Annotated in this window: 15 protein-coding genes; 11 read left to right on the top strand and 4 right to left on the bottom strand. The window is 69.8% G+C overall.

Going from position 1 to position 13,727, the window contains the following annotated elements; all coding sequences use genetic code 11:
• Window positions 1-46 precede the first annotated feature (46 nt).
• The 7 genes from ACWCQM_RS26270 (at window position 47) to ACWCQM_RS26240 (ending at window position 6,376) form a co-directional block, all read left to right on the top strand.
• Window positions 47-424: a hypothetical protein gene (locus ACWCQM_RS26270; RefSeq protein ID WP_267081116.1), complete on the top strand. Its 378-nt coding sequence runs from the start codon at window positions 47-49 to the stop codon at window positions 422-424.
• Between the two features lie 20 nt (window positions 425-444).
• Window positions 445-1,119 (top strand): HAD family hydrolase, encoded by a 675-nt coding sequence (locus tag ACWCQM_RS26265; RefSeq protein ID WP_450917579.1) that lies wholly within the window; start codon window positions 445-447, stop codon window positions 1,117-1,119.
• The gene (locus ACWCQM_RS26260; protein ID WP_450917578.1) at window positions 1,116-1,895 is read left to right on the top strand and encodes a class I SAM-dependent methyltransferase; all 780 of its coding nucleotides are present in this window, start codon (window positions 1,116-1,118) and stop codon (window positions 1,893-1,895) included. The genes ACWCQM_RS26265 and ACWCQM_RS26260 overlap by 4 nt, the downstream gene beginning before the upstream one ends.
• A gap of 78 nt (window positions 1,896-1,973) precedes the next feature.
• Complete coding sequence (locus tag ACWCQM_RS26255) at window positions 1,974-2,744, top strand: phytanoyl-CoA dioxygenase family protein (RefSeq protein ID WP_450917577.1); 771 nt, start codon at window positions 1,974-1,976, stop codon at window positions 2,742-2,744.
• Window positions 2,745-2,758: 14 nt separating this feature from the next.
• Complete coding sequence (locus ACWCQM_RS26250; RefSeq protein WP_450917576.1) at window positions 2,759-3,412, top strand: L-threonylcarbamoyladenylate synthase; 654 nt, start codon at window positions 2,759-2,761, stop codon at window positions 3,410-3,412.
• Entirely contained in the window at window positions 3,402-5,519 is a 2,118-nt protein-coding gene (locus tag ACWCQM_RS26245) for a phosphoketolase family protein (RefSeq protein ID WP_299528210.1), read from the top strand. The genes ACWCQM_RS26250 and ACWCQM_RS26245 overlap by 11 nt, the downstream gene beginning before the upstream one ends.
• A complete protein-coding gene (locus tag ACWCQM_RS26240; protein WP_299528208.1) occupies window positions 5,516-6,376 on the top strand; it encodes a phytanoyl-CoA dioxygenase family protein in 861 nt (286 codons plus the stop codon). Before ACWCQM_RS26245 ends, ACWCQM_RS26240 begins: the two co-directional genes overlap by 4 nt.
• Before the next feature lie 91 nt (window positions 6,377-6,467).
• On the opposite strand, the gene ACWCQM_RS26235 is transcribed toward ACWCQM_RS26240, so the two are convergent.
• The 4 genes from ACWCQM_RS26235 to ACWCQM_RS26220 all read right to left on the bottom strand — a co-directional run bounded on the left by ACWCQM_RS26235 (window position 6,468) and on the right by ACWCQM_RS26220 (window position 9,433).
• Window positions 6,468-7,061: a hypothetical protein gene (locus ACWCQM_RS26235; RefSeq protein ID WP_450917575.1), complete on the bottom strand. Its 594-nt coding sequence runs from the start codon at window positions 7,059-7,061 to the stop codon at window positions 6,468-6,470.
• Window positions 7,051-8,250 (bottom strand): MAB_1171c family putative transporter, encoded by a 1,200-nt coding sequence (locus ACWCQM_RS26230; RefSeq protein WP_450917574.1) that lies wholly within the window; start codon window positions 8,248-8,250, stop codon window positions 7,051-7,053. Before ACWCQM_RS26230 ends, ACWCQM_RS26235 begins: the two co-directional genes overlap by 11 nt.
• Entirely contained in the window at window positions 8,247-8,801 is a 555-nt protein-coding gene (locus ACWCQM_RS26225) for a secondary metabolite protein (RefSeq protein ID WP_299528202.1), read from the bottom strand. The genes ACWCQM_RS26230 and ACWCQM_RS26225 overlap by 4 nt, the downstream gene beginning before the upstream one ends.
• A 179-nt stretch (window positions 8,802-8,980) precedes the next feature.
• Window positions 8,981-9,433, bottom strand: coding sequence for a helix-turn-helix transcriptional regulator (locus ACWCQM_RS26220; protein WP_450917573.1), 453 nt, complete (start codon window positions 9,431-9,433; stop codon window positions 8,981-8,983).
• 684 nt (window positions 9,434-10,117) lie between these two features.
• Between ACWCQM_RS26220 and ACWCQM_RS26215 the strand changes: the two genes are divergently transcribed.
• From ACWCQM_RS26215 to ACWCQM_RS26200, 4 genes are all read left to right on the top strand, one after another.
• Window positions 10,118-11,014 (top strand): helix-turn-helix domain-containing protein, encoded by an 897-nt coding sequence (locus ACWCQM_RS26215; protein WP_299528198.1) that lies wholly within the window; start codon window positions 10,118-10,120, stop codon window positions 11,012-11,014.
• Window positions 11,015-11,016: 2 nt separating this feature from the next.
• Entirely contained in the window at window positions 11,017-11,736 is a 720-nt protein-coding gene (locus tag ACWCQM_RS26210) for a zinc finger domain-containing protein (RefSeq protein ID WP_450917572.1), read from the top strand.
• 169 nt (window positions 11,737-11,905) lie between these two features.
• Entirely contained in the window at window positions 11,906-12,547 is a 642-nt protein-coding gene (locus ACWCQM_RS26205; RefSeq protein ID WP_299528195.1) for a WhiB family transcriptional regulator, read from the top strand.
• Window positions 12,544-13,727 (top strand): hypothetical protein (locus tag ACWCQM_RS26200; protein WP_450917571.1); only part of this gene is annotated, 1,184 nt, incomplete at its 3' end. The genes ACWCQM_RS26205 and ACWCQM_RS26200, both read left to right, overlap by 4 nt.

Below are 13,727 nucleotides of genomic sequence, written 5' to 3'. Positions count from 1 at the left end.
GGTCCGCGGACGTCTGGAGCGGCGCGAAGGAGCCGTCCTGCTCGTCGTGGACGAGCGGCTGAGCGGACACGACACTTTCCTGTCGACAACTCTCCGCCTCGACCAGCCGGTGCGCCTGCCCGACCTCCCTGTCCGGATCCTCACGTTCGACGACGTCACCGTTCTGGCGCCCCTCGTCTCCGTCCTGCCCCAGTCGCAGGACGGCGAGGAGTGGGGCGGTACCTTGCTGATTCCGCACGGCGCCCGCCCGCCGACGATCCCCGACGACCTCGCCCAGGCTGCTGCCGAGGCCGGTGTCGACACCAGCAGCTGGTCGCCGGCCGAAGCCCGGCACTTGCTGACCTTCCTCAGCGAAGCTGGTTCCGGGCCAGTGCGCACCGAGCGGATCGGCCTGATCATCGCGGCTCTGGCGGGTCTGTCGTGAACGCAGGTGGGGTGCGGCTGGTGAGCCTCGATGTCGGATACACCCTGGGCGAGCCGTCAGGGACAACGCTGACGCAGCGCCTGGTGGAGCTGTCCCCGCTCCCGGCCCGTGAGGCGAAGCAGGTCGCCCAGCGGATCCTGCACGCCCTGGACCCGCGCCGTGATGCGTCGGGGCCGCAGACGGTGTGCGCCGCTCTGGGTCTCGCGCCGTCTGCCTTCCCCCACGACCACCGCCCGCCTCACTTCACTCTGTGGCCCGGCGCGGTAGTGGCGGTGGCACGAATCGCCCGGATCGTGCCAGTGGTCACCCTGTCGAACGTGAGCCACTGGGACGAGCGGGAGACCGACGTCGCCGCCCTTCTCGCCCCCCACCTGCGGGCCCACCACCCCTCCTGGCAGCTCGGGTTCACCAAGCCCGACCCACGCGCTGTGCAGACTATTGCCTTGTTGCACGAGCGTGATCCCTCAGAGGTCCTGCACGTAGGCGACAGCCTCGACTACGACGTGCGCGGCGCCCTCGCCGCCGGAGCCCAAGCTCTGTGGATCACCCCGCGCCCGCCGTCGGCCGAAGCCCTCCGGCTGCTGGCCGAGCACCCCGGGCGGGTCACGGTCGTACCCGACCTCGCCCGCGCGGTCGGGCACATCGAGCAAACCGTCCTTCCGTCACCCCACACGATCAGGAGCACCACCCCGTGAGCCAGTTCGACACCACCGCCCCGTTCTACGCCGCCTACCGGCCCGGCATCCCGAAGGAGGCCGTCGAGCTGCTCGCGCGGCGGGTGGCCGGCAAGGAGCACCGGGTCCTGCTCGACCTCGGGTCCGGCACCGGACAGGTCCCCCTCGCCCTGGCCGGGACGGTGACGGAGATCGACGTCGTCGAGCAGGACGCGGGCATGCTCGCCGAGGCAGACAAGGCGCTCGCCGGGCTGCCGGTCACCGTCCGCCTGCACAACGCCTCGGCCGAGCAGTTCACCCCGCGCACCTCCACCCGGGCCGATCTCGTCACGGTCTGCCGCGCGTTCCACTGGATGGACCAGGAGGTGGTGTTGTCGCGTCTGGAGGGCATGACCGCGCCGGACGCGACCGTCGCGGTCATGGGCGACGGCAGCCTGTGGACCGCACGCACCGGGTGGACCGACGCCCTGCGGGCCCTGATCCAGGAATACCTGGGCGAGAAGCGTCGAGCCGGAGTGGGCAAGAAGTACGAGGCGCACGACCGGCCATACAGCGAGATCCTCGCCGAGTCCGCCTTCGGCCAGGTCGAGGAGCACACCATCGCGGTCGAGCGAGAGTGGACCACCGACGGCGTGATCGGCTACCTGTACTCGACTTCCTTCGCCGCCCGGCCGCTGTTCGGCGAGCGAGTCGAGAACTTCGAGCGCCGTGCCCGAGCTCTGCTCGACGAACACACCGCCGCAGGCGGGCTGATCGAGCACGCCTCCTTCCAGGTCGTCCTCGGTCGGCGCAGCTAACCCGCTCTTCCCTCTACGCCGGGGCGGCCCACTCCCCGCTCCGGCTCTATGTCCCGTCCCTCCGGAAGGAGAACCACCATGCCCCGACCTCAGACGTGGAGCGACGACGAGCGGCGCCGGTTCCTCGACGACGGCGTCCTCATACGCCGTGGCCTGGTCCACGGCGAAGTCCTGTCCCGGGCCCGTGACCTCGTCAGCGACTGGTTAGCCGAGGCGTACGACCCCGCGCGGCTCACCGCCTACACCGACCGCAGCTTCGCCCCCGAACTGGAAGAACACCCCGCCCTCCTCGCCCTCTACCAGCGAAGCGGCCTGGCCGAGCTGGCCGGAGACCTGCTCCGGCCCGCGAGGACCGCCCCGGTCACCCGGGCACAGATCCAGATCCGGATGCCGCACTCCGCAGAGCAGCCGGTGAAGCGGATGCATGTCGACGGCGTCTCCTGCCCGCACCTGGAGCCCCGCGATCTGCGCACGTTCACGTTCATCGTCGGCGTCGTCCTGGACGGCGGCGCCACCGCGGACGCCGGCGCTCTGCACTACGTGCCCGGCGGGCATCACCGGATGGCCGACTACTTCGCCACGGACTGGGTCCTGGGTCAGCCGGCCCAGACCCCCGACGACATCAACGCCCAGGACGGCACCGCTCTCACTGCCGAGCCCGGCGACGTGATCGTGATGCACCACCTCGTCCCCCACCGGGTCGGCATCAACGCGAGCAGCACACCCAGGGTGATGGCGTACTTCCGCGTCAGCCACGCCCAGCACCCCGACCTCGCCCTTCGCGCTCTGTCGGACCCGTGGCTGGAGTACCCGGCACTCGCCGCACTCACCCGCCCCGGAACCGTGTGAGAGGGAAGAACGCCATGGACATCCTCGCCCGCGACCAGCTCCCCGACGCGGCCCGATTCCTGGCCATCGGGAAGGTGGTCGCCGTGCCCACGCCCCGCTGGTACATGCTGTGTGCCCGCGCGGCCGACACCGACGCCACCAGCGCGGTCTTCCGAATCAAGCAGCGCCCCCGCACCAAGCCGCTGCTGCTCCTGCTCGACAACCCGGCCACGGCCGAGACCTTGTTCGACCTGAGCGACGACGCCCGCCTACTGACCGGTGACCTGTGGCCGGGGGACCTCGCGTTACGTCTTCCGTGGAAGCCCGGGGTGGAGCCCGTCGCGGCGGTCGGCTCCCCGGCGCTCGTCGGCTGCCCCAACGGGATCCTGGGACAGCTGGTCACCCTGGTCGGCGAACCGCTGGCCGCCGCCGTGTGCAGCATCTCCGCCCCTGCCGCCGGCGACCAGGACCACCCGGCCCTCACCGCCGACCACGTCACCGCCTTCGACCAGACCACGGAGGCAGGCATCGCCGCGGTCGTTGACGGCGGGATCTGCCCGCACGGCCGGCACATGACCATCGTCGACTGCCCCGCGGGCGCCGCCGCGCGCTTGGAACGGGAGGGCACCGTCCACGCCCGCGCTGTCGAAGCCGCGCTCGCCCCGGCAGGAGGACCCTATGTGGGCTGACCTCGCCCGCCGTTCGAACCGCCTGGTGCCCGACGTCTCGGTCGCCGCCGTCGCCGACGCGCTCGATTACCTCTGTCTCGCCCAGCTCTACCTGCGCGACAACCCGCTCCTGGCCCGGCCCCTGGCCCCGGCCGACGTCAAGACTCGACCGGTCGGCCACTGGGGGGTGTGCCCGCCCGTCAACCGGATGCTCGCCGCCCTGGGCCCGCTCCAGGCAGCCGTGCCCGAAGGCTACGAGCTGCACGTCCTGCACGGTGCCGGGCACGCCGGTCCTTCCGCCCTCGCCCACGCCTACCTCACCGGCCGGCTCGGCCGCGCCCATCCCGATCTGTCCCAAGGCGAGGCCGGGCTAGGCGAACTCGTCGCGGGCTTCCCCCGGGCCGACATCGGCGGGGAGATCACCCCGATGATCCCCGGCCACCTGCACACCGGAGGCCAGCTCGGGCCCGCCCTCGCGATCGGGCAGGGCACCGTCCTCGACGCCGCCCACCGGCTGTCGGTGGTCCTGATCGGCGACGGAGAGTGCGAGACCGGAACGACCGCCGCCTCCTGGCTCGCCACCCGCGCCCTGCACGGTACGGGCGACCACGGCACCGTCCTTCCCGTCGTCCTGCTCAACAGGATGCGCATGGGCGGGCCGAGCGTACTGTCCACCCTGAGCCGCACCGAACTCACCGCCTATTTCACCGGCCTCGGCCACCGGCCCGTCTACAGCGACGGCCTCGACATCGGCCAGCTCCGCCAGGCAGTGACCGAAGCCCTCGGCGCTGCCCAGCCCCTGGGCATCCCAGGGCCCTCCAGCGTCCTTGTGCTCACCCTGGACAAGGGCCACGGCGCCCCCGCCCACCTCGCCGGTACCCCGGCGGTCCACAAGACGCCGCTGCGCGACCCGGCCGAAGTGCCCGCCGAGTTCGACGCGCTCGCCGACTGGCTGGCCTCCTACCAGCCCGCCCAGCTCCTGACCCCCAGCGGCCGGCCCCGGCCTCACCTGCTGCCCGCGCTCCCCCTACCCCGGCCCGAGCCCGCCGGCCTCCCGGCACCGCGCGGGTGCGTCGCCGCCTCCACCCAGGTCGCCGCCCAAGCCGCCGGGCGCCCGTTCGCGCAGGTAGTCCCCGAGGTCCTGCGAGCCCGCGCCGGGCAGGGAGCGTTCCGCGTGTTCAGCCCCGACGAGCTGGCCTCCAACCGCCTCGACCTCACCGACGAACACGGACGCCCGGCGCCGTGGGCGGTGGAAGTCCTCAGCGAGGAGCTGTGCCACGCCTGGGCCCAGGGCTACACGGAGACCGGCCGGCACGCGCTCGTCGCCACCTACGAGGCGTTCGCGCCGATCACGCTCAGCCTCATCCAGCAGCAGCTCAAACACCGGGCGGTGCGCCGGCACGCCGGGCTCGCCCCGCTGCCCAGCCTGGTCTACCTCCTGACCAGCCTGGGCTGGCACAACACCCTCACCCACCAAAATCCCAGCCTTACCTCGGCGCTTCTGGCCAGCGGCGACCCCACGCTCCACGTCCTCACCCCCGCTGACCCCGCGCGCACCGCCGCCACCCTCACCTTCGCCCTGCGCAAGCTGGACCGGTGCACGATCGTCGTCGCCAGCAAGCACACCACGGTCCAGCACCCCCTGGGGACACTCGACGAGGAACTGCGGCACGGCATCGCGATCTGGCCCCACCTCACCCAACCCGGCTCAGGCGAACCCGGCCTGGTCCTCGCCTCCGCCGGCGACCTGCCCGCCGAGGCCCTGACCACCCTCGCCCAGCGGCTGCGCGCCGAACGCCCCGGCCTGCGCGTGCAGTACGTCCACGTCCACGACCTCACGGTCCTGGCCGAGGACGGCTCCCGCCCTCTCGCCCTCGCCCCGGACACATTCGCTCGTCACTTCGGCACCCGAGCGCCAATCGTCCTGGCCACCAGCGGACACCCCGCCGACATCCACGCGCTCCTCGGACGCCGCCACCCCGGGCCCCGGCTCACCGTCCTCGGCTACCGCGACCCCAGCCGCCCCGTCTCCCAGAACCGCCTTCGCCAGCTCTGCGGTCTTGACGACGCTGGCCTGTGGCAGCTCGCCACCAACCTCACCGACAACCCGAAGGAGATACCGGCATGAGGTCCCCGCTCCCGCCTGTCGCCCCAGACGCAGGCACCCTCGACGCTTTCGAACGCGACGGGTACACGGTCGTGCGCGACGCGATTACCCCGGCCCTTCGCGACCGGCTCCTGACCGCCGCCGAGAAGCTGCTAGCCAGCGACATCACCAAAGGCCGCGACCGAGGGGGCGACGGCAAGGACGGCTTCCGCGGATGCCTCAACCTCGACGGCGCCTTCCTCCCGCTCCTCGCCAACCCGGCCGTCCTGCCCACCGTCGTCCAGCTCCTCAGCCCGAACATCCACCTGCTCTCCGCCCACCTCATCGCACTGCCCAGCGGCCCGCCCCGCACCATCCGCATCCCCGGGCGCCACGGCTGGCACCGCGACATGTACGGCGTAACCGCCGACCTCGGCTTCCCGAGCACCCCCCGGATGGCAATCAAGGCCGCTCACTACCTCACCCCCGTCACCCCCGGCTGCGGGCTGACCATGTTCCTCCCTGGCAGCCACCTCCTCACCGAGGAACCCGTCGTTCCCACCGGCGCAATCGACCCGCCCGGCGCCGTCACGCCCGACATCACTGGGACCGACGCAGTCCTCTTCGAGAACAGGGTCTGGCACACCGGAGGCATCAACCTCTCCGGCCAACCCCGCATCGCCCTCATGCTCCAGTACGGCTACCGCTGGCTCCACCCCGTCGACGACCCCACCACTAACCTCCGCAAAGACGCCGCCCTCACCCCGATCGAGCAGCAACTCCTCGGCCTGCCTGACCGCCGTCCGGACGGATCCCTCGCCAAGGGCAGCGGAGCCGCTCCCATCCGTTCCTGGTGGGAGAGCAGCTCATGGAATTCCGTACCAACGCAAAAGAGCTAGTCGAACGTTGGATCCACCAACCAGCCGAAGCCCGAGATGATCATTGCCGCCGAAGAAGCCGACCATCTCGCTCCCGGCGGACGGTGTCAGATCAACGCGCCAGGTGAAAGACGGCTGCGGCCACGATGGTGCCAAGGATCGTCCCTGCGATCACTTGGTTGCGTGTGTGGTCACGCAGTTCGACACGGGACCAGCCAACGACAACGACCAAGAGAAAGCCGAAAGCCATCCACGGGCCGTAAGTCTGCACAAGCATCGCGCAGGCGCCCGCAGACACGGCCTGATGGACGGAGATCTTCCAGGCAAAGGTGATCGCGGTGAGGATCGCCAACGTCACGAGCATCGAGACGATGAGGGCAACCATGGTGCGAGGCGCCCCCGCAACAAGCATCAAGACGATGCCAGTAGCTACGGAGAGCAGGATGACAGCCATCACGATGAGACGCGCACGCTTCGCCCCAACGTGTCTGTCGCCCCAATGGCCCTTGCGAATTCCATACTTAATGAAGGTGATCGGGATGACAGCCGCGAAAAGAGCACCGACCACTCCCCACGCCACACCCGCCCATTGCGCGGTGCGCCAACCGACCAACAGCGTGACGGCGATAATCCAGTTCTTCGGCTCAAGCCAGTCCGTGATACGGCGGGCCAGCTGTGACTCGCTGGCGCGAACATCAGTTGTCATGCGAAGAGATCCTTTCCGCATCGCCCTGCCCACGGAAGACAGACGACTTTTCTTGCCGGGCAAAAGCTGAAACAACCGGCGAGGATAGATATGCGCTGGCAACGGTACGCAACCATGAAAGTTCACTCGCCCTGTCTCGCCCTGTGACACCGAGGGGCGGATATTCAACACCCTGCAGACGAACCCCACTTCGAGCACACTGGGCGGCTGTACGCAACCAGCAGGCTTCCGCAACCGCATCGGAGTATTGCGCGTCGACCCCCTCCTGGCGGACAAATTTCCGAGCCTCTGCGTAAACGTCGACTGACACGTACTCGCGGAGCGCTAGGCAGGCATCCTCGATCTCGATTACGCAGCGTTCCAACCGGAAGGGGATGCGCCTCCTGGCTACGGAGGTCGCCAGCACCACATACGGGGCTGCCTCCGTGAGCTGCACCCAGAGGGGTCGCAGCTTCCGCAGAGTGCTCCACGCCGCGGCGTACTCCACGGCGACGGAGAGAGGAGGCAAGCAGACACCCAGCGCGACCGACAGGACCGTCGCCTGCTTAAGCGCTGTGGAGAGCAGGTTCTCCAAGTCCGGATAGTTGGCACCAGAGGCGAGCTGAACCGTCACGAAGACAATGCGCTGTATGGCGTACAGGCTTCCCAACAGGGTCCCCAAGCCCAGGAATCCGAGGCCGGCCTTCCCAAGGAGAGTCCGGCTGTGACGCACCCCGCTAAGGAACAGCCACGTGGCTACGACCATGGCAATGCCGATGTACAGCGTGAAGACCGCCATATAGAGGACAGGAAAGAGGGCAGCACGCCCTCCCCCGAGCCTGACCGGCCCTCCCGGCGTCCAGTTAGCCAAGGCGTAGAAGGCAAGCATGAGGGGCAGCGTCACGCCGGCCGCCACCAGTCGTGTGCGACGCGCCAGGCCCTGGGGTCGAACGACTGCGATGACGAAGTCGAGCAGGTACGCCGCCGAGGTAACGCCGAGCAGGTGCTTCAACAGCGGCGATAGCCTGGCATCTGCACCGACGGCGGCATCAACCGCCTCTTTGACCGGCGGGACCTCAAACGTCATGGCAACCGCGAGAGTCACCAGGGTCAGCGCCAGGCTTCGCTGCTTGTGAGAGTGCCGGATAGACGGCAGTCGCCACAGAGCCACCAGCCAGAGAACGCCGGCGACGATGGTGGATGTGCTCATGAGCGGCGGTTCCTCCGTGGATGGACGAGAGCGTCTTCGAGCCGCGACACCGCGCCGGACCGGCCGTGCTCGCGGCCCGAGTGGGCAAGATCATGGAAAAGCTCCCCCAGGCAGGAGGCAGCCATCTCGGCGTCATACTCGGTCTCGCTGTCATAGCTCGTCCGGCCGAGAGCGGAGAGCACAGCAGAGGGGTCGACCCCGTCAGGGAGGACTCTCAGCAAGGACTGAACGACGCTCTCATTACTACCGGCGTGCCCGAGCAGCAGGTGCGCTAGCTCGTGACGCACGATCTGCGCACGATGGCGCTCGCTCGTAGCCGCCACGTGAAAGACGTAATCCCCATGGTCGAAAGAGAGAACCATCCCGCAGGGAGCGTTAGCCCCTCCGGTCTCAGGCAATTCGTGTAGGTACAGAGGGCGGCCACGCTGGATGGCGAGCTGTCGGCATATTTCATCCACCGCGTAGGGATCAGATATCTCGACCCCCCGCAACTGCTCTTCACAAAGCTGCCTCAGCTGCGCCTCTCTGCGCGCATATCGCCGATTGAACATGGACGAGATCCTTGCTGTAGCCCCCGAATGAGCGCTGGCACGGTCTGCGCTAACCGGAACCCACCATTCCGCGTGGTTCCAGCGGAGCTTTACATACGTTCAGATGGTTGCCCAGGGCGACTTGAAGGATCACGTACGGCATACCAGGCAAATCCACCCAGCAGGTGAGAGAGGTCACATCACTGACCGGGCCTGTCGAGCCCTTCCCACCGGCGCGCCTGATTGATCACGTTCGTGATCATCTTCAAGCTGTCCGCCGAGAGGCCATTGGCCCGAAGCGCAAGACCGCGCACCTCACTGTCGGCCACAGCCTCGATCAGCTCCATGGAGGCACGCACCTTCTCGGCCTCATCGGCGTCGTAGTCCGCGAAGAAATACTGCGCTTCGACGTGAAAGTGGCCCGCGAGGCGCTCCACGGTCTTCAGGGTGGGGTTGGGCTTGGCCCCGGTCCGCAACTGCGAGATCGCACTCTCCGACACGGAGATCACCCGTGCGACCTCGGCGTTGGTGTAGCGCTTCCCGGTCGCCGGGTTCTTCCTGGTCTCGAACAGGTGGTTGAGCTTGTCGGCCAAAGAGCGTCGCGCGTCGGCCGCGCCACCGGGCACCTCCGCCGGTCCGCTGGACTCCGACATCACCAACTCCTCCCATCTAGACGTTGGACCCTGGACTGTACTGCAGTGCAGTTCCTGAGGCCAAAGACCGATGACCTTCACTTCAGTGTTGACAGGTAGGGATCACTTTGGCGTAGGTTTCCGATCAAGACTTCACTGAAGTGTTGCGAGGCGGCAGGGTGCAGCAGACGCTCCTTGTTCGGTCTTCGCGGCATACGTACGCGCTAGGACCCGCCCATGATCGCTCCGCCCCCGTCGTCGCAGCTCAGGCGACTTCTACAGGGTTTAAGAACCAACTCTGGACCTTGACGCGGCGCCGTGCGTATGTTCGTCGTCCCCGCCGGGCAGACCGCCCGCATGGACGAGCCCAGGAGCAATGACGTGTACAACCTCCAGGCTTCATAGGTCCCTGGACACAGCGACGGCGTCCGAGAGCAGCAACTCCCGGACGCCGACGCCTAACGGCTGTACCCGCCCCAGCAAGGGCGGAGATCGCCACCATCACCACGCTGATCCCTTCCACGGGGCGTCTCAGCGTGGCAACACCAAAGGAGAACCCTACATGCGCTCCGCCCTGCGCAAAAGGCCCTTCCGCCCGGCCTGCGCGGCAGCCACCTCCGCCTCGGCGCCTCAGTTCCCCGAGTCGGACCGCATCCTCCTGGCCCCGGCGGGCCGCCGGTCCCGCCTGCTCCTCGGGAGCGGCCGATGAGCAGCGAAGCCCGCGAGTGGGTGTGGGAGCACAGCTCAAGCCGAGGGGCTGCGCGTCTGGTCCTGCTGTCGATCGCCGACCGGGTGGCCGACGACCAGTGCATCTCCTGGGCCTCGCTGTCCAGCCTGGCCAAGCGCACACGCGCCTCGGTCTCCACGGTGCGCGAAGCCATCGAGCGCTTGATCCTCGCCGACGAGCTGGAACAGCTCGACGACCTCGTCGGTCCGCAGCGGAGCACCGTCTACCGCCTGCCCCTCGCCGCCGACGCTCTCGCACAGGCCCGGTGCGAGCAGCAGGGGGAGGACGGGGACGCAACGGTGTCGGACGAGCCGGCCGCCCCTGCGCAGCTCCGGCTCTCGGCTCTGCGGCGGTACGGAATCCGCCCTCGTGAGGTGCCGGAATCCCCCGCGAGGGGCCGGAAACCGGCAGTACCGGAAACCGGCAGGTCCAGAAGGAAACCGGCACAGCGGCGTACCGGCCACCGGCACAGCGATGTACCGGCTACCGGCACACAGAACCGTAGTGAACCTGATTTGAACCGGAGGTACAGCAGTAGTGGTGCTGCCGTCACCTCGGCTGCGGAGTGGCAGGTCGACCCCGCCACCCACACCTGGACCCGCCAGCAGGGACACCTCGACCGCCTCGGCGAGCAGGGCCTGCAGTCCGCCGACGCGAAGTGGCGTGCACACCGGGCAGGCCATGCTCCGAGGCCGGCGGAAGCCTGGGCTGCCGACTGGCGCTCCTGGATCACCCGGGAGCACGCCCCCAGCCGCCCGAACCTCCACGCCGTGCCCGGCAAGAACACCGCTGCGCCTGGCGGGATGACGCGGGCGGAGGCCCATACCGCCGCCCTTCTCGCCGCTCTCGACGAGCCGACCGGACTGGAGGGCTGACCGTGGACCGCCGCGAAATAGCCGCCCTGCTGGCCTACATCGGCCGGCTCGACCCCCGCAGCATCCGCACCGACGAGGGCGAGGCCCGCGATCAGCTCGCCCAGTGGAACGAGCTGCTCGGTGACGTGCCGATAGCCACCCCGCACGGCTGGGACGCCCGCGTCGCCGCCCGCCAGCACTACCGCACCTCGCCCTACCAGATACAGCCGGCGGACGTGGTCCGCCCCTGGGAGAGCTACCGGCGAAACCGCCTGGCCCTCCACTCCGACCCCACACCGTCCGCGGACCCGGACGACCAGGCGGCCTGGACCGCCGAGTTGGTCGGCACCCGGCGCGCCGTCGCCGTCGGCATCGCGCAGCCCGTCCAGGCCCGAGCGATTACCACCGGTCGTGACGGGATCAATCCGCGGCTTAAGGCGAGGCTGCGGGAGGTTGGCTCCTGCATACCGCCCGCCGCCCGCGCCGCCCTCGCGCCCTACCGGCCCGCCCGAGCAGCACGCGAGGCAGCCGTCGCGCAGGGTCTGCCGGACGCTCTGAGTGTCCCGTGCGAGTGGGAGGGGTGCCTGGCCCAGCCCGGTGAGCCGTGCCGCCGCCGCAGGATCGGCCCCGACGGCGGTGCCCGTGGCACCTCCCAGTGCGCGCCTCATCCCAGCCGCCTCGACCTCGCTGCCGTCCAGCAGGCCGGGCAGACCGAGCAGGTCCAGCAGCCCGCCGTGGCCTGACCTGCGAGCAAGGCCGGTACATCCCGTCCGGTGCACCGCCCTCCCCACACACCCTCCCGCCCCGGCTGCGGCGCCCGCTCTCGCGCCGCAGCCGGCCCCCGACGCCGCGTCCGCCTCGACGGCCCTCGAGGCCCCCCGCGGCCGACGCGGCAGCACATCGGAGATCCCCTTGCACCACATCACCACCCACGACGCGCCGGCCACCGGCCTGCGTGGCATCGGAGACACCAGCTGGCACACCCGCGGAGCCTGCTACGGCCTGGATGTCGAGGACGCCGAGGCGGTCTTCTTCCCCGGCCCCCGGGACCACGAAGAGATCGCGGAGGCGAAGGAACTGTGCGGCTGGTGCCCCGTACGACATGACTGCCTCGACTTCGCCCTGGAGAACGGCCTCAAGGAGGGCGTCTGGGGCGGCCTCACCGAGGCCGAGCGGCGTCCCCTGCACGATGGTCTGCCCCAGCGCCTGGACTACCGGCGTGTGACGGCCTTCTTCCGGGGACGCGACGTCCATCTCACCGAAGTAGAGCGGCAGGTCGTCATCGACCACGCCTACGTCCGTGGCTGGAGTCCCTACCGGCTCGGGGCCGCCCTGCAGATCAGCCGCAAGCACGCCCGTGACCTGCTCCGGCAGTCCGCCAACAAGGTCCTCGATCGCGACCGCACCTACGGCGTGCCACGGCCCAAGAAGAAGCGGAAGAAGACCGCTCCGGCAGCAGGCGGCCCTGCACCCGTCAAGCCCTGCACCCAGCAGGCCGTACCCCGCCCGGCAGCGTCGACGCCGGCGACGTCCCCTCTCGGAAAGGCCGCATGACCCATCCCGTCCTGGCCCTCGGTGTCGCTCCGGACCTCCCTCTCCTCCTCGCCGCCGTCGTGCCCGCCGCCCTGGTTCTCGTACTGACCGCCTGGGCGGCCCGGCGCCGGACAACCCGCACGCAGAAGCGTCGCGGCGGGCCAGCGGTCAAGGTCGCAGCGCTCGCCGCCCTCGGCTGCACCGCCTACAGCGCCGACACGAGCTGGCGCTTCGCCGCCGACTACCTCGACATGGCCGGCACCGCCGAGCGGATCATGATGTTCGCCGCGGCCGAACTGGCACTCTTCGCGACCGCCCTGATGGCCCGGCAGAACCTGGCCACCCAGGGCGCCCCCGGCCTGCCGGGCACGCTGGTCTGGGTGATCACCGGCGTGCAGGTGATCCCCGCCTTCGCTGAGAGCGGCCTCGTCGGCGGCACGGTCCGGGCCTTCGTCGGACCGATCATGGCGGCGATGCTGTGGCATCTCGCCATGGGGATCGAGCTGCGCCTGCACACTCCTGGTGCCGCCTCCCACGGGCTGATCGCCGTCCTGGGCCGGGAGGCCCGCGAACGGCTCCTGTCCCGCCTCGGCATCGCCGCCCGAGACCGCGACGCCGCGCAGATCACCCGGGACCGAGCCACCGCCCGCGCGGTCACCCTCGCCGCCAAGCTCGCCGAGCGCACACCCCAGCAGCAGCAGAGCCGACGCGGGCGGCGTCTCACCCGGCGCCTGTCGACAGCGGTCGGCAGGGCCTCGGTCGGCACCGACCCGCTGCAGCGCACACAACTACTCGACCAGCTCGCCGCACGACGGCACGCACTCGCGCTCGCCACGGTCCCGCTGCCTTCCCCCTGGTCCCCGGAACCCGACACCGCGCCGGCCGCCACCGTCCCCCCGCAGCCGACGACGAACGGGGACCGCGGACCGAGCGACGCGAAAGGACCGGTCCTTGAAGTCGAGACCTTGACGGCGCGAGAACGCCCGGGGACCGAGGACGGGTACGCGGGGACCATCGTGGGGACCACGACTCCAGAAGCAGGCGCGGCCCCGGGGGCAGGACCCTCTCGATGGAAGGGGACACAGGAGGGCGCCGTAGGCACGGGGACCGACCGTCCCGTGCAGAAAGTGCCTGCTCAAGTCCCTGATTCGTATCGGGGACCGACTGCCGCCGAGTCGGGGACCGAACCCATCGGGGACCG

It is taken from the genome of Streptomyces sp. NPDC002125 (assembly GCF_053593715.1).
The sequence above is the reverse complement of the archived record's forward strand: the minus strand, read 5'-3'. Positions and strand labels throughout refer to the sequence as shown.

What these genes read in the sequence shown, in the direction of transcription:
- ACWCQM_RS26225 (WP_299528202.1), bottom strand. Translation starts at nt 8,801, where the DNA reads ATGTTCAATCGGCGATATGCGCGCAGAGAGGCGCAGCTGAGGCAGCTT.
- ACWCQM_RS26220 (WP_450917573.1), bottom strand. Translation starts at nt 9,433, where the DNA reads ATGTCGGAGTCCAGCGGACCGGCGGAGGTGCCCGGTGGCGCGGCCGAC.
- ACWCQM_RS26240 (WP_299528208.1), top strand. Translation starts at nt 5,516, where the DNA reads ATGAGGTCCCCGCTCCCGCCTGTCGCCCCAGACGCAGGCACCCTCGAC.
- ACWCQM_RS26235 (WP_450917575.1), bottom strand. Translation starts at nt 7,061, where the DNA reads ATGACAACTGATGTTCGCGCCAGCGAGTCACAGCTGGCCCGCCGTATC.
- ACWCQM_RS26230 (WP_450917574.1), bottom strand. Translation starts at nt 8,250, where the DNA reads ATGAGCACATCCACCATCGTCGCCGGCGTTCTCTGGCTGGTGGCTCTG.
- ACWCQM_RS26255 (WP_450917577.1), top strand. Translation starts at nt 1,974, where the DNA reads ATGCCCCGACCTCAGACGTGGAGCGACGACGAGCGGCGCCGGTTCCTC.
- ACWCQM_RS26215 (WP_299528198.1), top strand. Translation starts at nt 10,118, where the DNA reads ATGAGCAGCGAAGCCCGCGAGTGGGTGTGGGAGCACAGCTCAAGCCGA.
- ACWCQM_RS26245 (WP_299528210.1), top strand. Translation starts at nt 3,402, where the DNA reads ATGTGGGCTGACCTCGCCCGCCGTTCGAACCGCCTGGTGCCCGACGTC.
- ACWCQM_RS26250 (WP_450917576.1), top strand. Translation starts at nt 2,759, where the DNA reads ATGGACATCCTCGCCCGCGACCAGCTCCCCGACGCGGCCCGATTCCTG.